The sequence below is a fragment of the Aliivibrio fischeri genome, from assembly GCA_038993745.2.
Taxonomy (GTDB): domain Bacteria; phylum Pseudomonadota; class Gammaproteobacteria; order Enterobacterales; family Vibrionaceae; genus Aliivibrio; species Aliivibrio fischeri_B.
In genome coordinates, this window is sequence record CP160629.1 from 2,571,545 (window position 1) to 2,591,400 (window position 19,856).

At 40.0% G+C, this 19,856-nt stretch carries 15 protein-coding genes and 2 pseudogenes; 10 read left to right on the top strand and 7 right to left on the bottom strand.

From position 1 onward, the window contains the following. Window positions 1-290 precede the first annotated feature (290 nt). The 4 genes and pseudogenes from metJ to AAFX60_012310 all read left to right on the top strand — a co-directional run bounded on the left by metJ (window position 291) and on the right by AAFX60_012310 (window position 5,408). A complete protein-coding gene (gene metJ / locus AAFX60_012295; GenBank protein ID XDF77420.1) occupies window positions 291-611 on the top strand; it encodes a met regulon transcriptional regulator MetJ in 321 nt (106 codons plus the stop codon). 236 nt (window positions 612-847) lie between these two features. Beyond that, window positions 848-2,751: pseudogene (locus tag AAFX60_012300) on the top strand (alpha-amylase family glycosyl hydrolase). Between the two features lie 416 nt (window positions 2,752-3,167). Next, window positions 3,168-4,508, top strand: coding sequence for a carbohydrate porin (locus AAFX60_012305; GenBank protein ID XDF78945.1), 1,341 nt, complete (start codon window positions 3,168-3,170; stop codon window positions 4,506-4,508). Between the two features lie 73 nt (window positions 4,509-4,581). Next, window positions 4,582-5,408 (top strand): annotated as a pseudogene (locus AAFX60_012310) (MalM family protein). Window positions 5,409-5,481: 73 nt separating this feature from the next. Here the strand turns inward: AAFX60_012310 and AAFX60_012315 are convergent. Together AAFX60_012315 and rpmE are read right to left on the bottom strand one after the other, a co-directional pair. Continuing rightward, a complete protein-coding gene (locus tag AAFX60_012315) occupies window positions 5,482-6,729 on the bottom strand; it encodes a malic enzyme-like NAD(P)-binding protein (protein ID XDF77421.1) in 1,248 nt (415 codons plus the stop codon). Window positions 6,730-6,994: 265 nt separating this feature from the next. Beyond that, entirely contained in the window at window positions 6,995-7,213 is a 219-nt protein-coding gene (rpmE, locus tag AAFX60_012320; GenBank protein XDF77422.1) for a 50S ribosomal protein L31, read from the bottom strand. A gap of 239 nt (window positions 7,214-7,452) precedes the next feature. On the opposite strand from rpmE, the gene priA reads away from it, so the two are divergent. The 5 genes from priA to hslU all read left to right on the top strand — a co-directional run bounded on the left by priA (window position 7,453) and on the right by hslU (window position 13,659). After that, on the top strand, window positions 7,453-9,654 hold the full coding sequence (gene priA, locus AAFX60_012325) for a primosomal protein N' (protein ID XDF77423.1): 2,202 nt from the start codon (window positions 7,453-7,455) through the stop codon (window positions 9,652-9,654). Window positions 9,655-9,845: 191 nt separating this feature from the next. Continuing rightward, window positions 9,846-10,853, top strand: coding sequence for a DNA-binding transcriptional regulator CytR (gene cytR, locus AAFX60_012330; GenBank protein XDF77424.1), 1,008 nt, complete (start codon window positions 9,846-9,848; stop codon window positions 10,851-10,853). Window positions 10,854-11,024: 171 nt separating this feature from the next. Further along, window positions 11,025-11,600: an SPOR domain-containing protein gene (locus AAFX60_012335; GenBank protein XDF77425.1), complete on the top strand. Its 576-nt coding sequence runs from the start codon at window positions 11,025-11,027 to the stop codon at window positions 11,598-11,600. A gap of 180 nt (window positions 11,601-11,780) precedes the next feature. Next, window positions 11,781-12,305 (top strand): ATP-dependent protease subunit HslV, encoded by a 525-nt coding sequence (gene hslV, locus AAFX60_012340; protein XDF77426.1) that lies wholly within the window; start codon window positions 11,781-11,783, stop codon window positions 12,303-12,305. A 19-nt stretch (window positions 12,306-12,324) separates the two neighbouring features. After that, the gene (gene hslU, locus AAFX60_012345) at window positions 12,325-13,659 is read left to right on the top strand and encodes an HslU--HslV peptidase ATPase subunit (GenBank protein ID XDF77427.1); all 1,335 of its coding nucleotides are present in this window, start codon (window positions 12,325-12,327) and stop codon (window positions 13,657-13,659) included. A gap of 75 nt (window positions 13,660-13,734) precedes the next feature. Here the strand turns inward: hslU and AAFX60_012350 are convergent, their stop codons facing one another. Beyond that, window positions 13,735-14,139, bottom strand: a complete 405-nt coding sequence (locus tag AAFX60_012350) for an OsmC family protein (protein ID XDF77428.1) — start codon at window positions 14,137-14,139, stop codon at window positions 13,735-13,737. A gap of 245 nt (window positions 14,140-14,384) precedes the next feature. On the opposite strand from AAFX60_012350, the gene crp reads away from it, so the two are divergent. After that, a complete protein-coding gene (crp, locus tag AAFX60_012355; protein XDF77429.1) occupies window positions 14,385-15,017 on the top strand; it encodes a cAMP-activated global transcriptional regulator CRP in 633 nt (210 codons plus the stop codon). A 74-nt stretch (window positions 15,018-15,091) separates the two neighbouring features. Here crp and AAFX60_012360 read toward each other — a convergent pair whose 3' ends face one another. The 4 genes from AAFX60_012360 to AAFX60_012375 all read right to left on the bottom strand — a co-directional run bounded on the left by AAFX60_012360 (window position 15,092) and on the right by AAFX60_012375 (window position 19,666). Beyond that, window positions 15,092-15,886: a DUF1338 domain-containing protein gene (locus tag AAFX60_012360; protein XDF77430.1), complete on the bottom strand. Its 795-nt coding sequence runs from the start codon at window positions 15,884-15,886 to the stop codon at window positions 15,092-15,094. Window positions 15,887-15,897: 11 nt separating this feature from the next. Beyond that, on the bottom strand, window positions 15,898-17,355 hold the full coding sequence (astD, locus tag AAFX60_012365; GenBank protein ID XDF77431.1) for a succinylglutamate-semialdehyde dehydrogenase: 1,458 nt from the start codon (window positions 17,353-17,355) through the stop codon (window positions 15,898-15,900). 12 nt (window positions 17,356-17,367) lie between these two features. Beyond that, window positions 17,368-18,384, bottom strand: a complete 1,017-nt coding sequence (gene astA, locus AAFX60_012370; GenBank protein ID XDF77432.1) for an arginine N-succinyltransferase — start codon at window positions 18,382-18,384, stop codon at window positions 17,368-17,370. 67 nt (window positions 18,385-18,451) lie between these two features. Next, window positions 18,452-19,666 (bottom strand): aspartate aminotransferase family protein, encoded by a 1,215-nt coding sequence (locus tag AAFX60_012375; GenBank protein XDF77433.1) that lies wholly within the window; start codon window positions 19,664-19,666, stop codon window positions 18,452-18,454. Between the last annotated feature and the right edge of the window lie 190 nt (window positions 19,667-19,856).

Genomic DNA, 19,856 nt, shown 5'->3' on the forward strand with positions numbered 1-19,856 from the left:
CAGGCTTACAAGGGAATGTCTTTATCTTCACGTCTTAAATTTCGTAATTACACTAAATTAATTACTTCAATTTATTTTTGATTATAGATAATTTTCCTTCGCAATTTCCCGCTCATATAATTAATATGACTGATATACGTTAATCCATAAGTATATTTATCCTACTTTACCATCACAAAATAAGACGTCAACACTTCTAGACGTCTATATGTCTTTACTTTTAGCGGTAAATATCGCTAAAATCGCCTATTCTACTTATATACATCAATAATTCTGAACGAAGGTGAACAATGGCTGATTGGAATGGTGACTATTTAAGTCCTTATGCCGAACATGGTAAAAAAAGCGAACAAGTAAAAAAAATTACTGTTTCTATTCCAACAAAGGTACTTCAAATCCTTACTGACGAGCGTACTCGTCGCCAAGTAAGCAACCTACGTCATGCGACAAACAGTGAATTATTGTGTGAAGCATTCCTACACGCATACACTGGCCAGCCTTTACCAACAGATGAAGATCTACGTAAAGATCGTCCAGATGATATTCCAGCTGAAGCAAAAGCATTAATGACGGCAATGGGGATCGAATTCGAAGCGTTTGACGAAGAGTAAATACGTTTCATTCCTCCTCCTTTTGTCTCCTCCTTCTTTTAATAAAATTAGGAGGATTACATTCCCTCTTGGCTAATAAATAATCACAGTGCCCTACTTATAAATATAAAGGACTTACTGTGAAAAAACAGATCGCAAAAACGACAATAGCTCTCGCTATTACCTCACTTTTGAGCGCATGTAGCTCAACATCTAATGACGACATCTCTCCCTTAGCTTATCAATGTGATCCGCAAATGACGGCACAAAGCGATAACTTACGGATTTACCAAATCATGGTCGAAAGCTTTGTCGATGGTGATAACACAATCGGACATGGTACAGGCTATGGCCCGAGTCATCATAATGGCGACTTACAAGGAATTATTGATTCATTAGATTACATTCAATCGCTTGGTATAAATGCCATTTGGATGACTCCAGTCTTTGAGTCTGCCCTCTCGACAATCAAGATCATTGGGCAGATAAGCTCGATGCCACCGGATATTTTGCTACCGATTTTTTTAAAATAGATCCACGCTTTGGCACATTAGAGAAAGCCAAAGAATTAGTTGAAGAAGCTCATAAGCGCGGTATTTACGTATTATTTGATGGTGTGTTTGGCCACCATAAAAAAGGACTGATTAAGCCATCGCCAACAGGGTTACTTCCTGCTGGAGAGCACAACCCAGTTAGCTACCCTGAAAGTGAAGCTTTTTATAAAGAAGTCGCAGCCTACTGGATTAAAGAATTAAAAATCGACGGATGGCGATTAGACCAAGCTTACCAAGTGCCAACACAATCTTGGACAAACATTCGTAAAGCTGTTGACGCCGCATCAAAAGAAACCTTTTATACCAATAATAAAGGTGAACAAGTAAATCCACTCGGCTATATGGTTGCCGAAATCTGGAATAACGAAAACTACATAACAGAAACAGGTTATGGCAGCGAACAAAACCCTGCTCTTTGCTCAGCTTTTGACTTTCCTCTGCGTTTTCGCGTTGCTGAAACCTTTGCAGTTAATGAAAGTGGCGTAGGACATAAAGGAGGGGATTGGCTTAATCAAGGTATGCAAATGCACGAGCTTTATCCTCCTCATGCTGTACCTAATTTAATGCTAGGAAATCACGATGTTGTTCGCTTTGGTGACTTACTTCAACGTGGTGATATTGCTAATCCAAACGACAAAAACTATTGGACCCGACACAAAGCAGCCCTCTCTTTTCAAGCCGCTTATACAGGCCCAATAACCCTATACTATGGTGATGAAATTGGTGATCAAGTTGACGGATTTTCCAAAAAAGAGAATAAAGATACTTGTGCCATTAAAGGACTTTGTGATGATCACATTGCTCGATCATCTGCCAAAATTGATGGTCTTACCGCCAAGTTGACTCCAGAGCAAAAGGATTTAAAAAATTACGTTACCACATTAATGCAATTGCGTATTAAGCACCCAGCGCTATCTAAGGGTAAAAGAGTTAATCTAGTAGCTAATAAAGCAGTTTATATCGATCATAAACAATCTGAAAATGATGCAATTGTTTATATGGTAAGTACTCAAGAGGCAGATCAAACGCTCTCCTTAGATGCAAAACAGCTTGGGTCAAAAGGTAACTTAATTGATCTAATCACCGGGCAGATTTTTACTCCAATTAATGGAATATACACCATTCCATTATCCAACTTTGAAAATCGATTTTTAACAATAGAAGAGCCTAATAGTACAGGGCCTATCATAGAGCAAAAAGAAATAGCGCTATATGGCAGTGGTTTTATGGCGCGATGCGATAACCCTACTATCACAAACACCAACCCCCCTTTACAAAATACCTTATATTTAGTTGGCGATTTTTCTGATTCTCGTTGGAGCCATAAAGAAACCAGAGCGTATCAATATAAAGGAAACAGCATTTATCAAGTGGTCATCAATGAAAAACGAGGCCCTTATAAAATGCAATATGCAACAAAAGGTTGGAGCGCTCAATATACCGCTGAAGGACTATCACCCAAATTGGGACAATCAAATAAACTCATTACTGGTGGCTATGGCCAAGATACCGCCATCTATCTTCCTGAAGATGGTAACTACGTTTGGAGCTTAGAGTTCACTTCTCAAGGAGAGCCAAAATCAATGATGGTTTCTAAGTGTAAATAAGCCCTCCTTTACCTTAATTTAATGAATAAAATATGAACTATTTCTAACCAACAATGTCTATTGTTGGTTAGATCACATTTCTGATTATTTCTTAATTTCCCTCTTTTACGATTTTCTTCATTATTTCCAATTTCAAAATATCTTTCGACGTGAGCCTTATCTCATAAATATTTTCAATCACTCCTACTAAGTGTGATTATTATCAAAAGAAGACCTGCCATTCATTCTTCTCATCCTTAGTACTACGCCCTATCATCCTTAAAAAGAGGAGGAGGGCAAAATACCTATTTATTTTTAATCTGTGTCTCGTTCGATAACGACAGATGTTTACTTCACTTCCCTACACTGCCATGAGTTAAGTAAACGTTTTCAAATCAAAATATCCTGAAAAAAGGAAATAGGATTTTAAGATGAAAATGAATAAATACACATTGCTTGCCGCTGCTGTTTCTACAGCTCTATTTTCTGGCGCAACACTTGCTGAAACCGATGTTGCACTGGATGTCATCGCAGGTGACGAAGCTGCACCAAAAGTTGAAAAAGTAAATGGAACTGATGTTATTTCAGATGGTTGGGAAGTACACGGTTACGCGTCAATGAACTTCCGCATGGTAGATGGCGAAACGGTTGATACTGAGTTTGGTAAACCAGACTATAAAACAGCAGGTACTCACGGAAAAAGTACTAACCAAGTTGAATTTGTAATCAAAAAACATACTGAACACGCAAATGGCGTTTGGTCTGACTTTGTCGTTCGTTCTGAATACGGTAATGGTAACTCTTACGCTTACTCATCTCCTGGTAGCCAAAAAGCCAACACAACGGCACAATTTGAAATCAAAGAAACTTATGTTGAAATTGGTGGCTTATCTTACCTAGGTGAAGATACGTCTATCTGGGGTGGTCAACGTTACCTAAACCGTTCTGCAAGTGCACTATCGGGTGAATTCTGGAAACAATCATCAGGCGTTGGTGCAGGTATTCAAACTAAACTTGGTGGCAACACCGCAGGTTTTGCAATTGTTGCTGCAGATACAGACGGTGATATCAATAATGGTCCAGGTGCTGATGGTCGACAAACACTAACCTCACACGATTTATACTACTACGGTGTTGATGTTGGCTTTGGTAGCTTAGATTTTGATTTCAAATACATCACTCAAGCTAATGTTCAAGATGATGACGGTTTCGGCGCATCTATCACATTAAACTCTAGTTACTATGGCCTAGATGGTTGGTCACAAACAGCGATTGCTTACGGTAAAGGCGCAGCGCAAAACCGTGGTGTGAACTTTGGTAGCTGGTCAGGTGGCGATGACAATGCTGAATCTATCTTCTTCACTTCAGGCGGTGTGGTAAACATTTCTGAAAACTGGCAAATGGGTTCTGAGGTAACATACTTTGCTGGGTTGGATGAATTGTTTAGTGCCAAAGATCTAAAACGCTACATCGTTGCAGCGCGTCCATCATACAAAGTAAATGATAACCTTCGTCTTGAAGCGACAGGTTCTTACGCTCATGAAGAAGTTGAAGTTGGCGGAGTATGGGGTAAAAGTGCAGATGCCGCAGAAAGCGATATTGTTAACTTAGAGTTAGCAGCCGCATTTACGGTAAACGCGGACTACTTTGGTCGTCCACAAATCAAACCATACGTAAGTTATATCCTAGCTGATGATGAAGCAAGTGCTAAAGATATTGGCATTAAAAATGGTAAGTCAGAAACAATTATCGGTGTACACACTGAAATCTGGTTCTAACTGAGTTAAAGTGAAAGGCGGCCAAATGGCTGCCTTTTTGCGTTTATTATCACCTTAATAATGGAGTATCGTGATGAACACGAAAAAATTGTTACTTAGCTTATTTATCGGTCTCTCTTTGACTGCGTGTTCTTCAACCGAAGCCATACAACAACAGCCGATAGAACCGCTCGCAAACTCTCAAGTATGCTGTAGTGACTTTTCTCAATATCCTTGGATACAGCTAGCGACAACGGAAGATATCGATTTCAATTAGATAAAGATTCACCTATTGGTCATTTTTCTGATGGAAACAGCTATTTTAATGCCTTCAAATTCGCTGAACGTTCAGGAAAAGTACAACTTCGTCTCTCTAGTTTAATGGTTAATGACTCTGTTGCGGCACCAAAACTCATTGCTCTCGATCATGAGTTTAATGTTGTAAGTACAACAAGTTTAGACCAATTTGATATCAAACCATCCGATGCATTTACTCGAACTCAGTTTCAATTAAATTTCCAACTTGATGCAGCTAAAACCCCTTATTTTATTATCTATTCTTCTAATGAGTATTTAGGTCAGTCTATTAAGGTGAAGCACCCAGCAAGGATCAGAGCGGAAGAATTAGGTGAACCGATGCCAATGGTAACGGATCCAACTTATGCTTATGAGCGTTTTGGTAAACTAAAGCTATCGATAAAAACGCTTTCATTACAAGCACATAAACAAACATCTCAACAACCCAAAGTAGCAATAAAATCTGCACAATCAGAAACGCACACTTTCTATAAAGAAGCTATTGTTAAAGCAGTAAAAACAAACGACATACCTAAAGCATTAGCACTACTAGAAGAAGCAAAAACGTTAGGAATTAAAGATGCTCAAGATACATTTGTTCAAGCTTTAGAAAGTCAAAAATAATTTCTTACCTAAATAAAAAAAGGCTTCTAACTTAATTAGTTAGAAGCCTTTTCTACATAAAAGATAAAGCGAATTACGCTTCCATGTATCCTTCAGGCATTTCTATACGAGCGACACCTGAGTCAACAGCAGCTTGTGCTACCGCTTTAGCAACTCGTGGAAGTAGACGGGGATCCATTGGTTTTGGAATGATATAGTCAGAACCAAATGTCAGTGATTCAACGCCAGCGGCTTTTAATACCTCAACGGGTACTTCTTCTTTAGCTAATTGACGAATAGCCTCAACAGCAGCTAGCTTCATTTCATCATTAATTTCACTTGCACGCACATCTAGCGCACCACGGAAGATAAATGGGAAACAAAGCACATTATTTACTTGGTTTGGATAATCAGAACGGCCTGTACCCATGATTAAGTCAGAACGAACTTCATGAGCCAATTCAGGTTTAATTTCAGGATCTGGATTTGAACATGCAAACACAACTGGTTTATCAGCCATTAGCTTCAGATCTTCTGCATCTAATAAATTTGGACCAGATACACCCAAGAATAAATCGGCACCTTCAATAACATCTTGAAGCGTGCGCTTATCGGTATTGTTTGCAAAACGTTGTTTGTACTCATTAATATCGTCACGACGAGTATGAATCACACCTTTACGATCCAGCATGTAGATCTTCTCACGCATTGCGCCACACTTAATAAGTAGCTCCATACATGCTACCGCTGCAGCACCAGCACCTAAACATACGATTATTGCATCTTCTAGTTTCTTACCTTGCAGCTCAATCGCATTTAACATACCAGCAGCAGTCACGATTGCAGTACCATGTTGATCATCATGGAATACTGGCACATCACAAAGCTCAATAAGGCGACGTTCAATCTCAAAACAATCCGGTGCTTTAATATCTTCTAAGTTAATACCACCAAATGTATCTGCAATATTGGCAACCGTATCAACAAACTCATCAATCGTGCGGTGTTTTACTTCGATATCAATAGAGTCTAAACCTGCAAAACGTTTAAAAAGAAGCGACTTACCTTCCATTACTGGTTTTGATGCAAGAGGACCTAAATTACCTAAACCAAGAATTGCCGTACCATTTGAAATAACCGCAACCATATTGCCTTTTGATGTGTATTTATAAACATCATCAGGGTTCTTTGCAATTTCACGTACAGGCTCAGCCACACCAGGGCTGTAAGCCAAAGCAAGGTCTTCTACTGTGTCAGCAGGTTTAGTCAATGCAACTTCAATTTTACCTGGAGTTGGGTAAGCGTGATAATCTAGAGCTTGCTTGCGAAATTCTTCAGACATGATGGTTTCCTGATTTAAAAGGTAACGTCAAAATAGTAAACCTCTATATTAGTTGATCTAGCTCAAACTTCATAGCCTTTGCTTACAGATCGTACCAACAAAAATGCCGAGCTATCGTACAAATTTGAGTTAGTGATAATTCAACTAAATACAGAAGAAATAAAAGACACAATAAGAATAATCGAATACAAAAATGAAAAAATCGTAAATTGCAGATATAAAAAAAGGAGCCCTATTGGACTCCTCTTTTATCGGAAATTGGTAATTATTTCTTAGAACCAATTGCACCGAAACGTTTGTTGAAGCGATCAACACGGCCGCCTGTATCAACGATACGTTGCTTACCAGTGTAGAACGGGTGACATTTGTCACATACGTCTAGGTGGATTGAATCTTTGCCTAGTGCAGAGTTGAATTCGAACTCGTTGCCGCAAGAACAAGTAGCTTTAACAGCTGTGTATTCTGGGTGGATACCTACTTTCATGGGAAAACCTTAATAGTTTAGGCCGTGTCGCTATCCGATTCTAATGCCGGACACCACACGTAGTTTAACAAAAATAGTAAGCGTAAATGGATTACACTTACTTAAGGTCGCGTATAGTAATGAATCTGGAGCGATCAATCAACTGATCTGTTACTTTTTTCACCGATTTTTTTACCCATTTGCGATATTTCTATCTAAGGGTAGACTATTCTCATTCCAATTTCTTAATGATGTTAACCATGCCCTATTCAATCGCTCATGTTGCACTGCCTGTTCCACTTGATCGCACCTTTGATTATCTTATTAAATCAGAGCAAAAACCTGTGATCGGTGGACGAGTAAAAGTCCCTTTTGGACGTCAGCGTTTAATTGGTGTGGTAACAAAACTCAGCAATGAATCTGAGTTTGCTCGTGAGAAATTAAAAGCTATTGATGTTGTCATTGATGAACAAAGCTTATGGCCTACCAATTTATACAAATTATTAAATTGGAGCAGTACGTATTATCAGTATCCATTAGGAGATACCTTAGCGAATGCAATGCCTTCATGGCTTAGAAAAGGAAGAGAAGCCAATTTTGCTTCGTTAAAAGCTTGGCAAATTACCGAGCTAGGTAAAAATCAAGATTTAAATAAGTTAACCCGAGCGCCAAAACAAGCCAAAGCACTCAATTTAGTAAGGCATCAACAATGCAGCCATGAGCAAATGCTTGAAGAAGAAGTGACTGCAGCCACACTAAAAACGATTTCAGATAAAGGTTGGATTGAAGAGGTATCTCTCGCTCCGACACCAAGCTATTGGTATCGAAATGTTGAAGTCACTCAAGAAAAACCTCAACTCAATGAAGAGCAATCTATCGCTATTGCTACGGTCAATGCGAATCCTGAATTTGGTTGTTATCTATTGGAAGGGGTTACGGGCTCAGGAAAGACTGAAGTCTATTTACAACTTCTAGAACCGATTTTAAAAGCGGGGCGACAAGCGCTTATCTTGGTTCCTGAAATTGGTTTAACGCCACAAACTATTAATCGTTTTAAGCGTCGCTTTAATGTACCTGTTGATGTTATTCACTCAGGACTTAATGACACTGAGCGTTTAAATGCATGGCTAGCAGCAAGAGATAATCACGCCGGTATCATCATTGGTACTCGTTCGGCTCTGTTTACGCCTTTTCATGATTTAGGGATCATCATTGTTGATGAAGAACATGATGCCTCTTATAAGCAACAAGACAGCATGAGATATCATGCGCGCGATTTAGCCGTGATGAGAGCGAACTTAGATAACATCCCTATTATTCTAGGCTCGGCAACGCCAGCGTTAGAAACATTACACAATGCGAATGTTGGAAAATATCATCATCTAACATTAACTAAACGCGCAGGTACTGCCATTCCGGCTCGTCATGGTGTTCTTGATGTAAAAGGCTTATATCTTAATAGTGGTTTATCAGCACCATTAATTGCTCAGATGAGAAAACACTTATCTGAAGGCAATCAGGTGATGCTGTTTTTAAACCGCAGAGGCTTTTCACCAGCACTAATGTGTCATGAATGCGGTTGGATGGCTGAATGTAAACGTTGTGATGCTTTCTATACTTTCCATCAACACTCAAATGAAATTCGTTGTCACCACTGTGGTTCACAACAGCCAATTATCCATCAATGTCAGGGATGCGGATCGACACAACTGATTTCTGTCGGCGTAGGTACAGAACAACTAGAAACACAATTAACCAATCTATTTCCTGAATACAAAACGGTTCGTATTGATAGAGATAGCACCCGTCGTAAAGGTAGCTTAGAAGACTATTTAGAAGCGATTAAGAATAATGAATACCAAATTTTAATTGGTACTCAAATGCTAGCAAAAGGCCACCACTTTCCTAACGTAACTTTGGTTGGGTTAATCGACGTAGACAGCTCTCTGTTTAGTAGTGATTTTCGAGCCCCTGAACGATTAGCTCAATTATTTATTCAGGTCGCAGGACGTGCAGGACGTGCAAGTAAACCAGGTGAGGTAATTCTGCAAACTCACCATCCTGAACACTCTTTATTACAAAGTTTATTACACCATGGTTATGGGCATTTTGCAGAGCACGCTTTAAAAGAGCGTAAATTTGCTCAATTACCACCTTATACCCATTTGTCTCTTTTTAGAGCAGAAGCAAATAATAACGAAAACGTGGAACAATTCTTACGACAAGTGCGCGATATTTTAGAAAGCCACCCACAATTTCATGATGCAACACCAGTACTTGGGCCGATCCCTGCCCCATTAGCTCGTCGCGCCGGTAAATATCGTTGGCAGCTATTGTTCCAGGCTCCAAACCGGACAGTAATGCAATCAATGCTTCGCGGTGCAAAAACCGCCATCGAACTTTTACCCCTAGCAAAAAAAGTTCGATGGACTTTAGATATTGAGCCACAAGATTTAAGTTAATGTCGGTTTTATCAACAATTTTCCTGTTGAAAAAGTGAAACAATCGGCCTTCATGTGAGAGAAATCACAATACAGATGTAATTTTTGTTAAACGAGCCGTATTTAAATCTTTATTTTATGAATAAAATATCTTCTTATTCAAATAGAGCAATCGTTTACTTTAAGATAAAAGTATTAGGGAGAAGATAATTATGGCGACAATGAAGGACGTTGCTTTATCGGCAGGAGTGTCAACAGCAACGGTATCACGAGCACTAATGACACCAGAAAAAGTATCATTATCCACTCGTAAGCGCGTTGAAGATGCAGTATTAGAAACGGGTTACTCACCAACTACGTTAACTCGAACATTACGACGCAATGAGTCAAAAACCATTGTGACGATTGTTCCTGATATTTGCGATCCTTACTTTAGTGACATTATTCGCGGTATTGAAGATGCTGCCGTTGAAAATGGTTATGTCATTTTAGTAGGCGATAGCAGTCAGCAAAAAAAACGTGAACACTCCTTTGTAAACCTTGTGTATACCAAGCAAGTTGATGGCATGGTATTACTTGGTTCAGATCTCCCTTTTAACGTTAGTCGCCAAGAACAAAAAAATTTACCGCCTCTTGTAATGGCGTGTGAATATGCACCAGAATTAGAACTACCAACCGTTCATATCGATAACCTTACAGCCGCCTATGAAGCAGTTAACTACCTAACTAAACTAGGGCATAAAAACATCGCAGAATTATCTGGCCCTGAGAGCTCCGCTCTCTGTCAGTTCAGACATCAAGGTTACCAACAAGCACTTCGCCGAGCGGGTATCACCATGAATGCCTCTTATGTGCAATATGGTGATTTCACTTTCGAAGCAGGGGCAAAAGCAATAACTCAACTTCTTTCTCTTTCAACACCACCGACTGCTGTCTTTTGTCATAACGATATTATGGCAATCGGAGCGATTCAAAAAGCGAAACAAATGGGTTTTAGAGTGCCTCAAGACATTTCTATCATGGGATTTGATGATATTGAATTCTCTCAATATTGTGATCCTGCATTAACCACGATTTCCCAGCCTCGTTATGAAATAGGTCGTCAATCTATGTTAATGCTACTTGACCTATTAAAAGGCCATGATGTTCGTTCTGGTTCACGATTACTCGAATCCTCATTGATTGTTAGAGAGAGTACGGCGTCCCCAAAAAACAAATAAAACGTCTCGATTCATTCTTTAAGCCACGTTAACGCCAAAAAGTCATAACTCTAGACAATCAATTTGTCTAAATAGTGACTTTTTGCGTACTTTTTTACACAAATACTGGTATGAGTTCACACAACTGATTACCATAAACGACCATCAGTGAATTTGTGTAAAGTAAAGATTGTGGCCAATAAAGATTATGTAAAACGCGGACGCTCTCCTAAGAAAGCGACAAAAAAAACAACTAAGAAAAAAGGCGCTAAACAACCTATGTCTAATGGCTCTACGCCATGGAAAGCGGTTGCCGTTGCGGCTCTTTTAGTTATGGTTTTTGGCTACGCACTCTATTTTCTTAATGACTCACCAGAGCCAGAAGTAAAAGCACCAGTAACCGAAGTTGTTCCTGTTAAACCAAAGAAAACAACATCCACAGAAGACATTCCACCACTGCCGGAAGAGCAATGGAGCTACATGGATGAACTGCCAAATAAAGAAATAACAGTTGAACAAAAAGAATTAAAAGTATCTGAGATCCCTTACATTATGCAGTGTGGTGCTTATAAAAACCGCTCACAAGCTGAAGAACGTAAGATGAATATCGCTTTCCAAGGCATAACTTCTACCGTTCGTCATGCTGAAGGAAGTAGCTGGTATAAAGTGGTTCTTGGTCCATATAAATTCAAACGTGATGCAGAGAAAGATCGTCATAAGCTGCAACGCGCAAAAATCGAACCTTGTGCGATTTGGAAAGATCAATAAAACCATCACCCGAAATCAATAACACATCACATATTTAATAAAAGGAGCGCATTGAGTGCTCCTTTTTTCTATCTATTCATCTTGAAAAGCGTCTTACCTTCCCCCATTACAATAGTAATAATCATGAAGATGGTCGTCTTGCTTTCATTTACTGGCGCCATCGAAAAAGAGGTTTTACTCGTGACTACAATTGTTTCTGTACGCCGTGAAGGCAAAGTCGTGGTTGCTGGCGATGGCCAAGCATCTCAAGGCGATATGATCGCAAAAGGCAACGTAAAAAAAGTACGTCGCTTATACAATGACTCAGTATTAGTTGGTTTTGCTGGTAGCACAGCTGATGCATTTATTCTGTTCGACCTGTGTGAACGTAAGCTAGAAATGCATCAAGGTAATCTAACAAAAGCCGCAGTAGAACTAGCAAAAGAATGGCGTAGTGACCGTGCATTACGTCGTCTTGAAGCAATGTTAATTGTTGCAGATAAAACAACGTCATTAATCATCAGTGGTACAGGTGATCTAATCAATGCTGATAATGACTTACTAACTATTGGTTCTGGTGGTTACTTTGCTCGTTCTGCAGCAACAGCGCTGTTAGAAAATACCGATTTAGACGCTCGCGAAATTGCAACTAAAGCACTGACTATTGCTGGCGATATCGATGTATACACCAACCACAACCACACAGTTGAAGAACTGAACGCTTAACCAAGAATAAGGAATTACCATGTCTGAGATGACTCCTCGTGAAATTGTACACGAATTAGATAGCCATATTATTGGTCAAGATAAAGCAAAACGTTCAGTTGCTATTGCTCTTCGTAACCGCTGGCGCCGTATGCAACTTGCTCCTGAGTTGCGCACAGAAGTAACACCAAAAAACATTCTGATGATTGGCCCAACAGGTGTGGGTAAAACTGAAATCGCTCGCCGTTTAGCAAAACTTGCAAACGCACCTTTCATCAAAGTTGAAGCAACTAAATTCACTGAAGTGGGCTACGTTGGTAAAGAAGTAGAAAGCATCATCCGTGATTTGACCGATGTTGCTATCAAAATGACGCATCAACAAGCTGTTGAAAAAGTAAAATTCCGTGCTGAAGAGCACGCAGAAGATCGCATTCTAGATATCTTACTGCCACCTGCTCGCGATGCATGGGGAAATAATGAAGAAGGCAATAACGATTCTGGCACTCGTCAATCTTTCCGTAAAAAACTACGTGAAGGTAAATTAGACGATAAAGAAATCGAAGTTGATGTTGCTGCACCTCAAGTTGGCGTGGAAATCATGGCTCCTCCTGGTATGGAAGAGATGACAAACCAGCTTCAAGGTATGTTCCAAAACCTTTCTGGTGGCAATACAACCAAAAAACGCAAAATGAAAATCGTTGATGCACTTAAAGCACTAACAGAAGAAGAAGGTGCGAAGCTGGTTAATCCTGAAGAGCTAAAAGAACAAGCGATCTTCAATGTAGAAAACCACGGTATCGTGTTTATCGATGAAATTGATAAAATCTGTAAAGGTTCAAACTCTCACTCTGGTGATGTATCTCGTGAAGGTGTTCAACGTGATTTACTTCCATTAGTAGAAGGCAGCACGGTTAGCACTAAACATGGCATGGTGAAAACCGACCATATGCTATTCATCACGTCAGGTGCATTCCAAATGGCAAAACCATCGGACTTGATCCCTGAATTACAAGGTCGTTTACCAATCCGTGTTGAACTTGAAGCACTAACAGCAAATGATTTCAAACGCATTTTAACTGAGCCTAATGCATCATTAACTGAACAATACATTGCTCTATTAGCGACCGAAAATGTAAAAGTTGAGTTTACGGAAGATGGCATCAGTCGTATTGCTGAATCTGCATTCCAAGTAAATGAAACCACTGAAAACATCGGTGCTCGTCGTCTACACACAGTGATGGAACGACTAATGGAAGAGATTTCTTATGATGCTTCTGAAAAAAATGGCGAAAGCTTAATTGTTGATGCTGAGTATGTAAGTTCACGCCTAGGTGAGCTTGTTGCTGATGAAGACCTAAGCCGCTTCATTCTGTAATCTCTCATAACTTAAAAATAAAGCCTCGCAAGCATTAACTTGCGAGGCTTTTTTCTAATCTTTGTTGCCTACAGTTTAAGCTGAAACAATCTCCCATGAGTGCGTCATTTTTATGCCCTCACCAAGCATTAAACACACTGAGCAATATTTCTGTAATGAATCCGCGGTGACTTTCTCGACAATCGTTGAGTCTAGGTTGTTACCTGTTACTTCAAAATGAATATTAATGTAAGTAAACAACTTTGGTGCAGTTTCACGACGCTCACTAGATAGCTTAGCAACACAAGCTGTGACTTCTTGATTTGCCGATTTAAGTCCATCAACAACATCAACAGAACTGCATCCTCCAGCAGCCATTAAGACCATTTCCATCGGGCTTGGTGCTTTTTCTCCTCCATTGCCATCCATAACAATAGAGTGACCTGATTGAGATTGACCTAGAAAAGACAATCCCTCAATCCATTTAACTTCAGCGTTCATAAAAGCCTCTTTACTACTTAAAAGGAAAACTCGTGATCCATTTCACGAAACTGTGCCCTTGGTCGCACAATTCATACGATCAAAGTCAAGAAATCAATTGCGAAACAAGGTATGATTTTGTTAATTATCTCAACGAACATGCAGCCTTGTTCCGATAACCATATTGTATAGGCCAAACTGATATTTGGCTCAGTTATTTTAAAATGGACATCGCCTACTTGGCAAACGCAGAGGAAGTATAAAGTATGGTTCTAGGTAAACCTCAAACAGATCCAACATTAGAGTGGTTCTTGTCTCACTGTCACATTCATAAGTACCCTTCAAAGAGCACGCTAATTCACGCGGGTGAAAAAGCTGAAACTCTTTACTACATTGTAAAAGGTTCTGTTGCTGTACTTATCAAAGATGAAGAAGGTAAAGAAATGATCCTTTCTTACCTAAACCAAGGTGACTTCATTGGTGAGCTTGGCTTATTTGAAGAAGGTCAAGAGCGTTCAGCGTGGGTTCGTGCGAAAAGCCCTTGTGAAGTAGCAGAAATTTCATTCAAGAAATTCCGCCAACTTATCCAAGTTAACCCAGATATCCTAATGCGTCTTTCTGCGCAAATGGCAACTCGTTTACAAATCACTAGCCAAAAAGTAGGTGACTTAGCATTCCTAGACGTAACAGGCCGTATCGCTCAAACGCTACTAAACCTTGCTAAACAACCTGATGCAATGACTCACCCAGACGGCATGCAAATTAAGATCACTCGTCAAGAGATCGGTCAAATTGTTGGTTGTTCACGTGAAACTGTTGGCCGTATCTTGAAGATGCTTGAAGAGCAAAACCTAATTTCAGCGCACGGTAAAACAATTGTAGTTTACGGTACTCGTTAATTTAACGTCGTTACCATAAGCAAATAAAAACGCAGCTCAATGGCTGCGTTTTTTTATGTTCAAAGACAACAGCTTTACCCATCAGTACTTTCAAAGATTTTATCCGCAGAAGCCGCAACAAACCCTGTGTATAGTTCACCATTTGGTAACTCATAGCGTTTAGCAAATTCGTAAAATCCACCGGGGATCTCAAACTCACCATCACTAAATTTAACGATGACTTTATCCGCCATCGTAGATGATTGCTCTAAACAAACCTCTGGAGAGCCTTTTACTTCTCCACCAACCTCATTAATGCTAAATCCAGCATTACGTAAGTGCTGATTAACATCAACCACTTCATCAAAGCCATCAAGTTGATTTACGTAAACGGTAAAATGATTGGCTCCATATCCATGGGCAGCCAACCAAGAAGCGTACTCACTCTCTTTTGCTAACACCTTATATTGCTCAAAACTTAAAGACCACGGTCTGCCTGAAGACAAAAAGTCACGAGTTGCAAAATAATGAGCTGGAACTTGTTCTACTAATGATTTAATTATGGTTTGAGCATCATCAGATAATTTTTCAACCAATAGCTCACTGATAAACACAAGTGGTGCATTAGGATCTGGATGTTCAAAATGTTGCGCTTTCAATTTTTTGGCAATAAATTCATATTCATCACACGGTTTATACCCAATAGCTAAAAAGGGCGCGGCTAGTGTGGATAAACCAACCTTAGGCAAATTAAACGTCCGCAAGGCAATATGATCATTTACAATATCACCACCACTGGATAGCAATTGATGCACTTGGTCTGCCGATGGCGACAAACGTGTAATATAGTCTTGCCATAATGATGAAAAAAGTGTGTTTACATTATTCATTTTCAGCACTCCTACAAAGTTAACCCCGGAGATAATTGCTCAGGAATCTCACATGCATCACCTTCCATTGATGCCATCGGATAAGCACAATAATCTGCCGCATAATAAGCACTTGGTTTTAAGTTGCCTGATGCACCCGGCCCACCAAATGGCGCATCACCACTTGCTCCTGTTAATTGACGATTTCGATTCACAATCCCTGCTCGAATATGCTCAACGAAATAATCCCATTCACTATCATCGGTTGAAACTAATCCCGCAGATAATCCATAACGAGTGTCATTAGCAAGCTCCACAGCTTGCGCTAATGTTGCGTAACGTACCACTTGCAATAGTGGGCCAAAGTATTCTTCATCAGGTAATTCCGCGACATTTGTTGCATCTATTATCCCTGGAGATACAAACGCATGACCCAAACTTCTCGCTTCCAGTAACGATTCACCGCCTAATGCTTGTAACTTTTTCTGAGCATTTAAGATAAATTCAGCCGCAGCAATCGATATTTGTGGCCCCATGAATGGCGTCGTTTCAGAAAAAGGCTGATCAACATGAATATTTTTCGTGACGTCAACTAAACGTGCTAATAAGGCATCACCCTGTTTCCCCTCAGGAACATACAAGCGTCGAGCACAAGTACAACGTTGCCCTGCACTAATAAACGCAGATTGCACTATGGTATATACCGTTGCATCTAAATCACCAAATGCTTTTGATATCACCATTGGGTTATTCCCACCCATTTCAAGAGCCAACATTTTACCCGTATCACCTGCAAATTGGCGGTGTAGGATATGGCCGGTATTCGCGCTGCCAGTAAATAAAAGGCCATCAATACCTTTAGCATTTGCTAGCGCCTCACCCGTTGCTCTCGCTCCCTGAACAAGATTAATGACCCCTTTAGGTAACCCTGCCTTCTGCCAAAGCTTCATGATCACTTCACTTGTCCATGGTGTTTGCTCTGATGGCTTTAATACAACCGTATTGCCCGCAAGTAACGCAGGAACAATATGACCGTTAGGTAGGTGCCCAGGGAAGTTATACGGGCCAAAGACAGCCATAACACCTAATGGACGATGTCTAAGTACAATTTTATTTCCTGCAGCTTCACACTCTTTATAGGGGGTTCTTTCATGGTAGGCTCGAATCGATATCGCTATCTTCCCGACCATTGCACCTGCTTCTGTTTTGGTTTCCCAAAATGGCTTACCCGTTTCTTTTGCTATTACTTCTGCAATCGAATCCGCATTCTCTTTCACTAACTCAGCAAAACGTTCCACAATGGCTTGACGATTTTCAAGTGGCAATTTCTTCCACTCAATAAAAGCATTACGAGCAGCATTCACAGCCGACTCAACCTGAGCCTCAGTAGCACTTTCACCTTTCCACACCACCTCACTGTTATAAGGGCTTAACGATTGTATCGTTTCACCTTCGCCTAAAACCCAATCACCTGCAATCCAATGTGTCATATTCTTTGTCCCCTATTGAGCTAATAAACGTACGTAATCATCAACGTCAACTTGCAATGCTTCTGCTGCTTCTGGTGTTAAATGAACAGTATCAGTGGCTTTATCATAAGCAGCCGTTGTTGCGGTTGCTCTAAAATTTTCAAATGACGTATTTGCAATCAAATACTGTTGTGAACTACTGTGCTCTGTAATAATTACTTTAGCTTTAAACGAATTACGAACTGACTCTATACTGCGTAAATCACATTCAACTGTTGGGCCTGCATCAAAAATATCTACGTAGCCACGACAACGGAACCCTTCATTCTCTAAAAGTTTTAAAGCAGGTTTTGTATTATCATGAACTTTACCGATTACAGCCTGAGCTTCTTTACTTAATAAGCTGACATAAATTGGTAATTTCGGCATTAAATCAGCAATAAATCCCTTGTATCCAATGCCAGTTAAGTAATCAGCTTCAGTAAAATCGATAGAGAAAAAATGCTTTTGTAGCCACTTCCAAAATGGCGATTCACCTTCTTTATCTGAAACACCGCGCATTTCAGCAAAAATGGTATCGGAGAAGCGGTGAGGGTGTTCTGCCATCATCAAAAATCGAGCTTTTGACATTAAACGTCCATTCAGCCCTTCACGATATTCGGGACGAAGAAATAAGGTACATATCTCGGTACTTCCTGTGTAATTGCTGCCAAATGTCAGCACTTTCACGACATTATGCACATCTAATTTGCGAGAAAAATGCACGACTTTACTAATATGATAATTATAGAATGGCGAATCTAAACCGACAGCTGCTTCAATACCGGTTGTGCCAGTCACCTCTCCTGTAACCGAATCTTGACCAACCATGAGGTAGCCTTCAACACCTGGCTCTGTCACGTCTTTCTGAAAGCTATCTATCGAGTGATCGATTCGATTTCTTAATTGTTCTTCATTAACAGGAAGTGAAGTGAACCCATGTCCAGATTCAACTGCACATTGATGAAGGGCTGGATAATCTTCTTGAGTAATAGGACGGATAACAAGCATCAATATTCCCTCCGATGCCAAAAACAAAGGCAACTCGACCATGAGTTGCCTAATATTCTTTAAAGCGTTATTTCGTTAGAGAAGCAAGCGCCTTATCTAAGCGCTCAAAACCTAACTCAACTTCTTCTTTTGTAATCACTAATGATGGGGTAAATCGAACCACATTAACGCCAGCAACCAACACCATCAAACCTTGCTCTCCTGCTGCCACTAATATGTCACGAGCTCGACCTTGCCACTCTTCATTTAGAGCAGCACCAAGCAATAAACCTTTGCCACGGATCTCTGAAAACATATGGTATTTGGCATTTAATGCCTCTAGACCAGAACGGAACCATTGCTCACGCTCTTTAACGCCATTTAAAACTTCAGGTTTTGATACTTCTTCAACCACCGCTTCCGCAATAGCACAAGCAAGTGGATTACCACCATAAGTCGAACCATGGGTTCCTACTTTTAAATGCTGAGCCAGTTCAGTCGTAGTGAGCATAGCTCCGATAGGGAAACCACCACCAAGTGATTTAGCAGTACTGAGAATATCAGGTGTAACACCTAAGCCTTGATAGGCATAAAAATCACCAGTTCGGCCATTACCTGTTTGAACTTCATCAAAAATCAGCAGTGCATTGTACTTTTCACATAATGCTTTTACGCCTTTTACAAATTCAGAAGTAGGCGAAACTATCCCCCCTTCTCCCTGTAATGGCTCCATCATTACCGCACACGTTTTATCAGACATGTGTGCATCAAGTTCAGCAAGGTTATTGTATTCTAAATGAGTAATATCACCCGGTTTAGGACCAAAACCATCAGAATACGCAGCTTGACCGCCAACGGTTACAGTAAAGAAAGTTCGACCATGGAAGCCTTGTTTAAAAGCAATTATTTCACTCTTTTCTTCGCTATGAACATCCACTGCCCAACGACGCGCTAACTTCAACGCCGCTTCATTCGCTTCAGCACCTGAGTTAGCAAAAAATACTTTTTCAGCAAAAGAGACTTCAGTTAACTTTTTAGCGAGTCGAATAGCTGGCTCATTGGTCATAACATTACTTAAATGCCACAACTTTTGTGACTGCTCTTGTAGTGCATTAACCATAATAGGATGACAGTGGCCTAAACAGCTCACTGCAATACCTCCAGCAAAATCAATGTAATCCTTACCCGTTTGGTCCCATACTCGAGCTCCCTCGCCTTTTACAGGGATCACTTCCATTGGGTTATAACAAGGTACCATTACATCATTAAAATCTTTACGTTCAACTTGTGAATTGGTCGTCATCACACTTTCCTTCTGCGTATGCCGTTATCCTGCATAATATTTACAAACCATTAACCTTTTCAATAGCACAAAATTCTTTTTTTGAACTAAAAAAGCATTAACCGATACAATTCAATGACTGATAAATCAGTTTTTTAGAATAGTTATGAACTCAAGCTATCGCAGCTTGCTTGATATGTAAACGATTTTA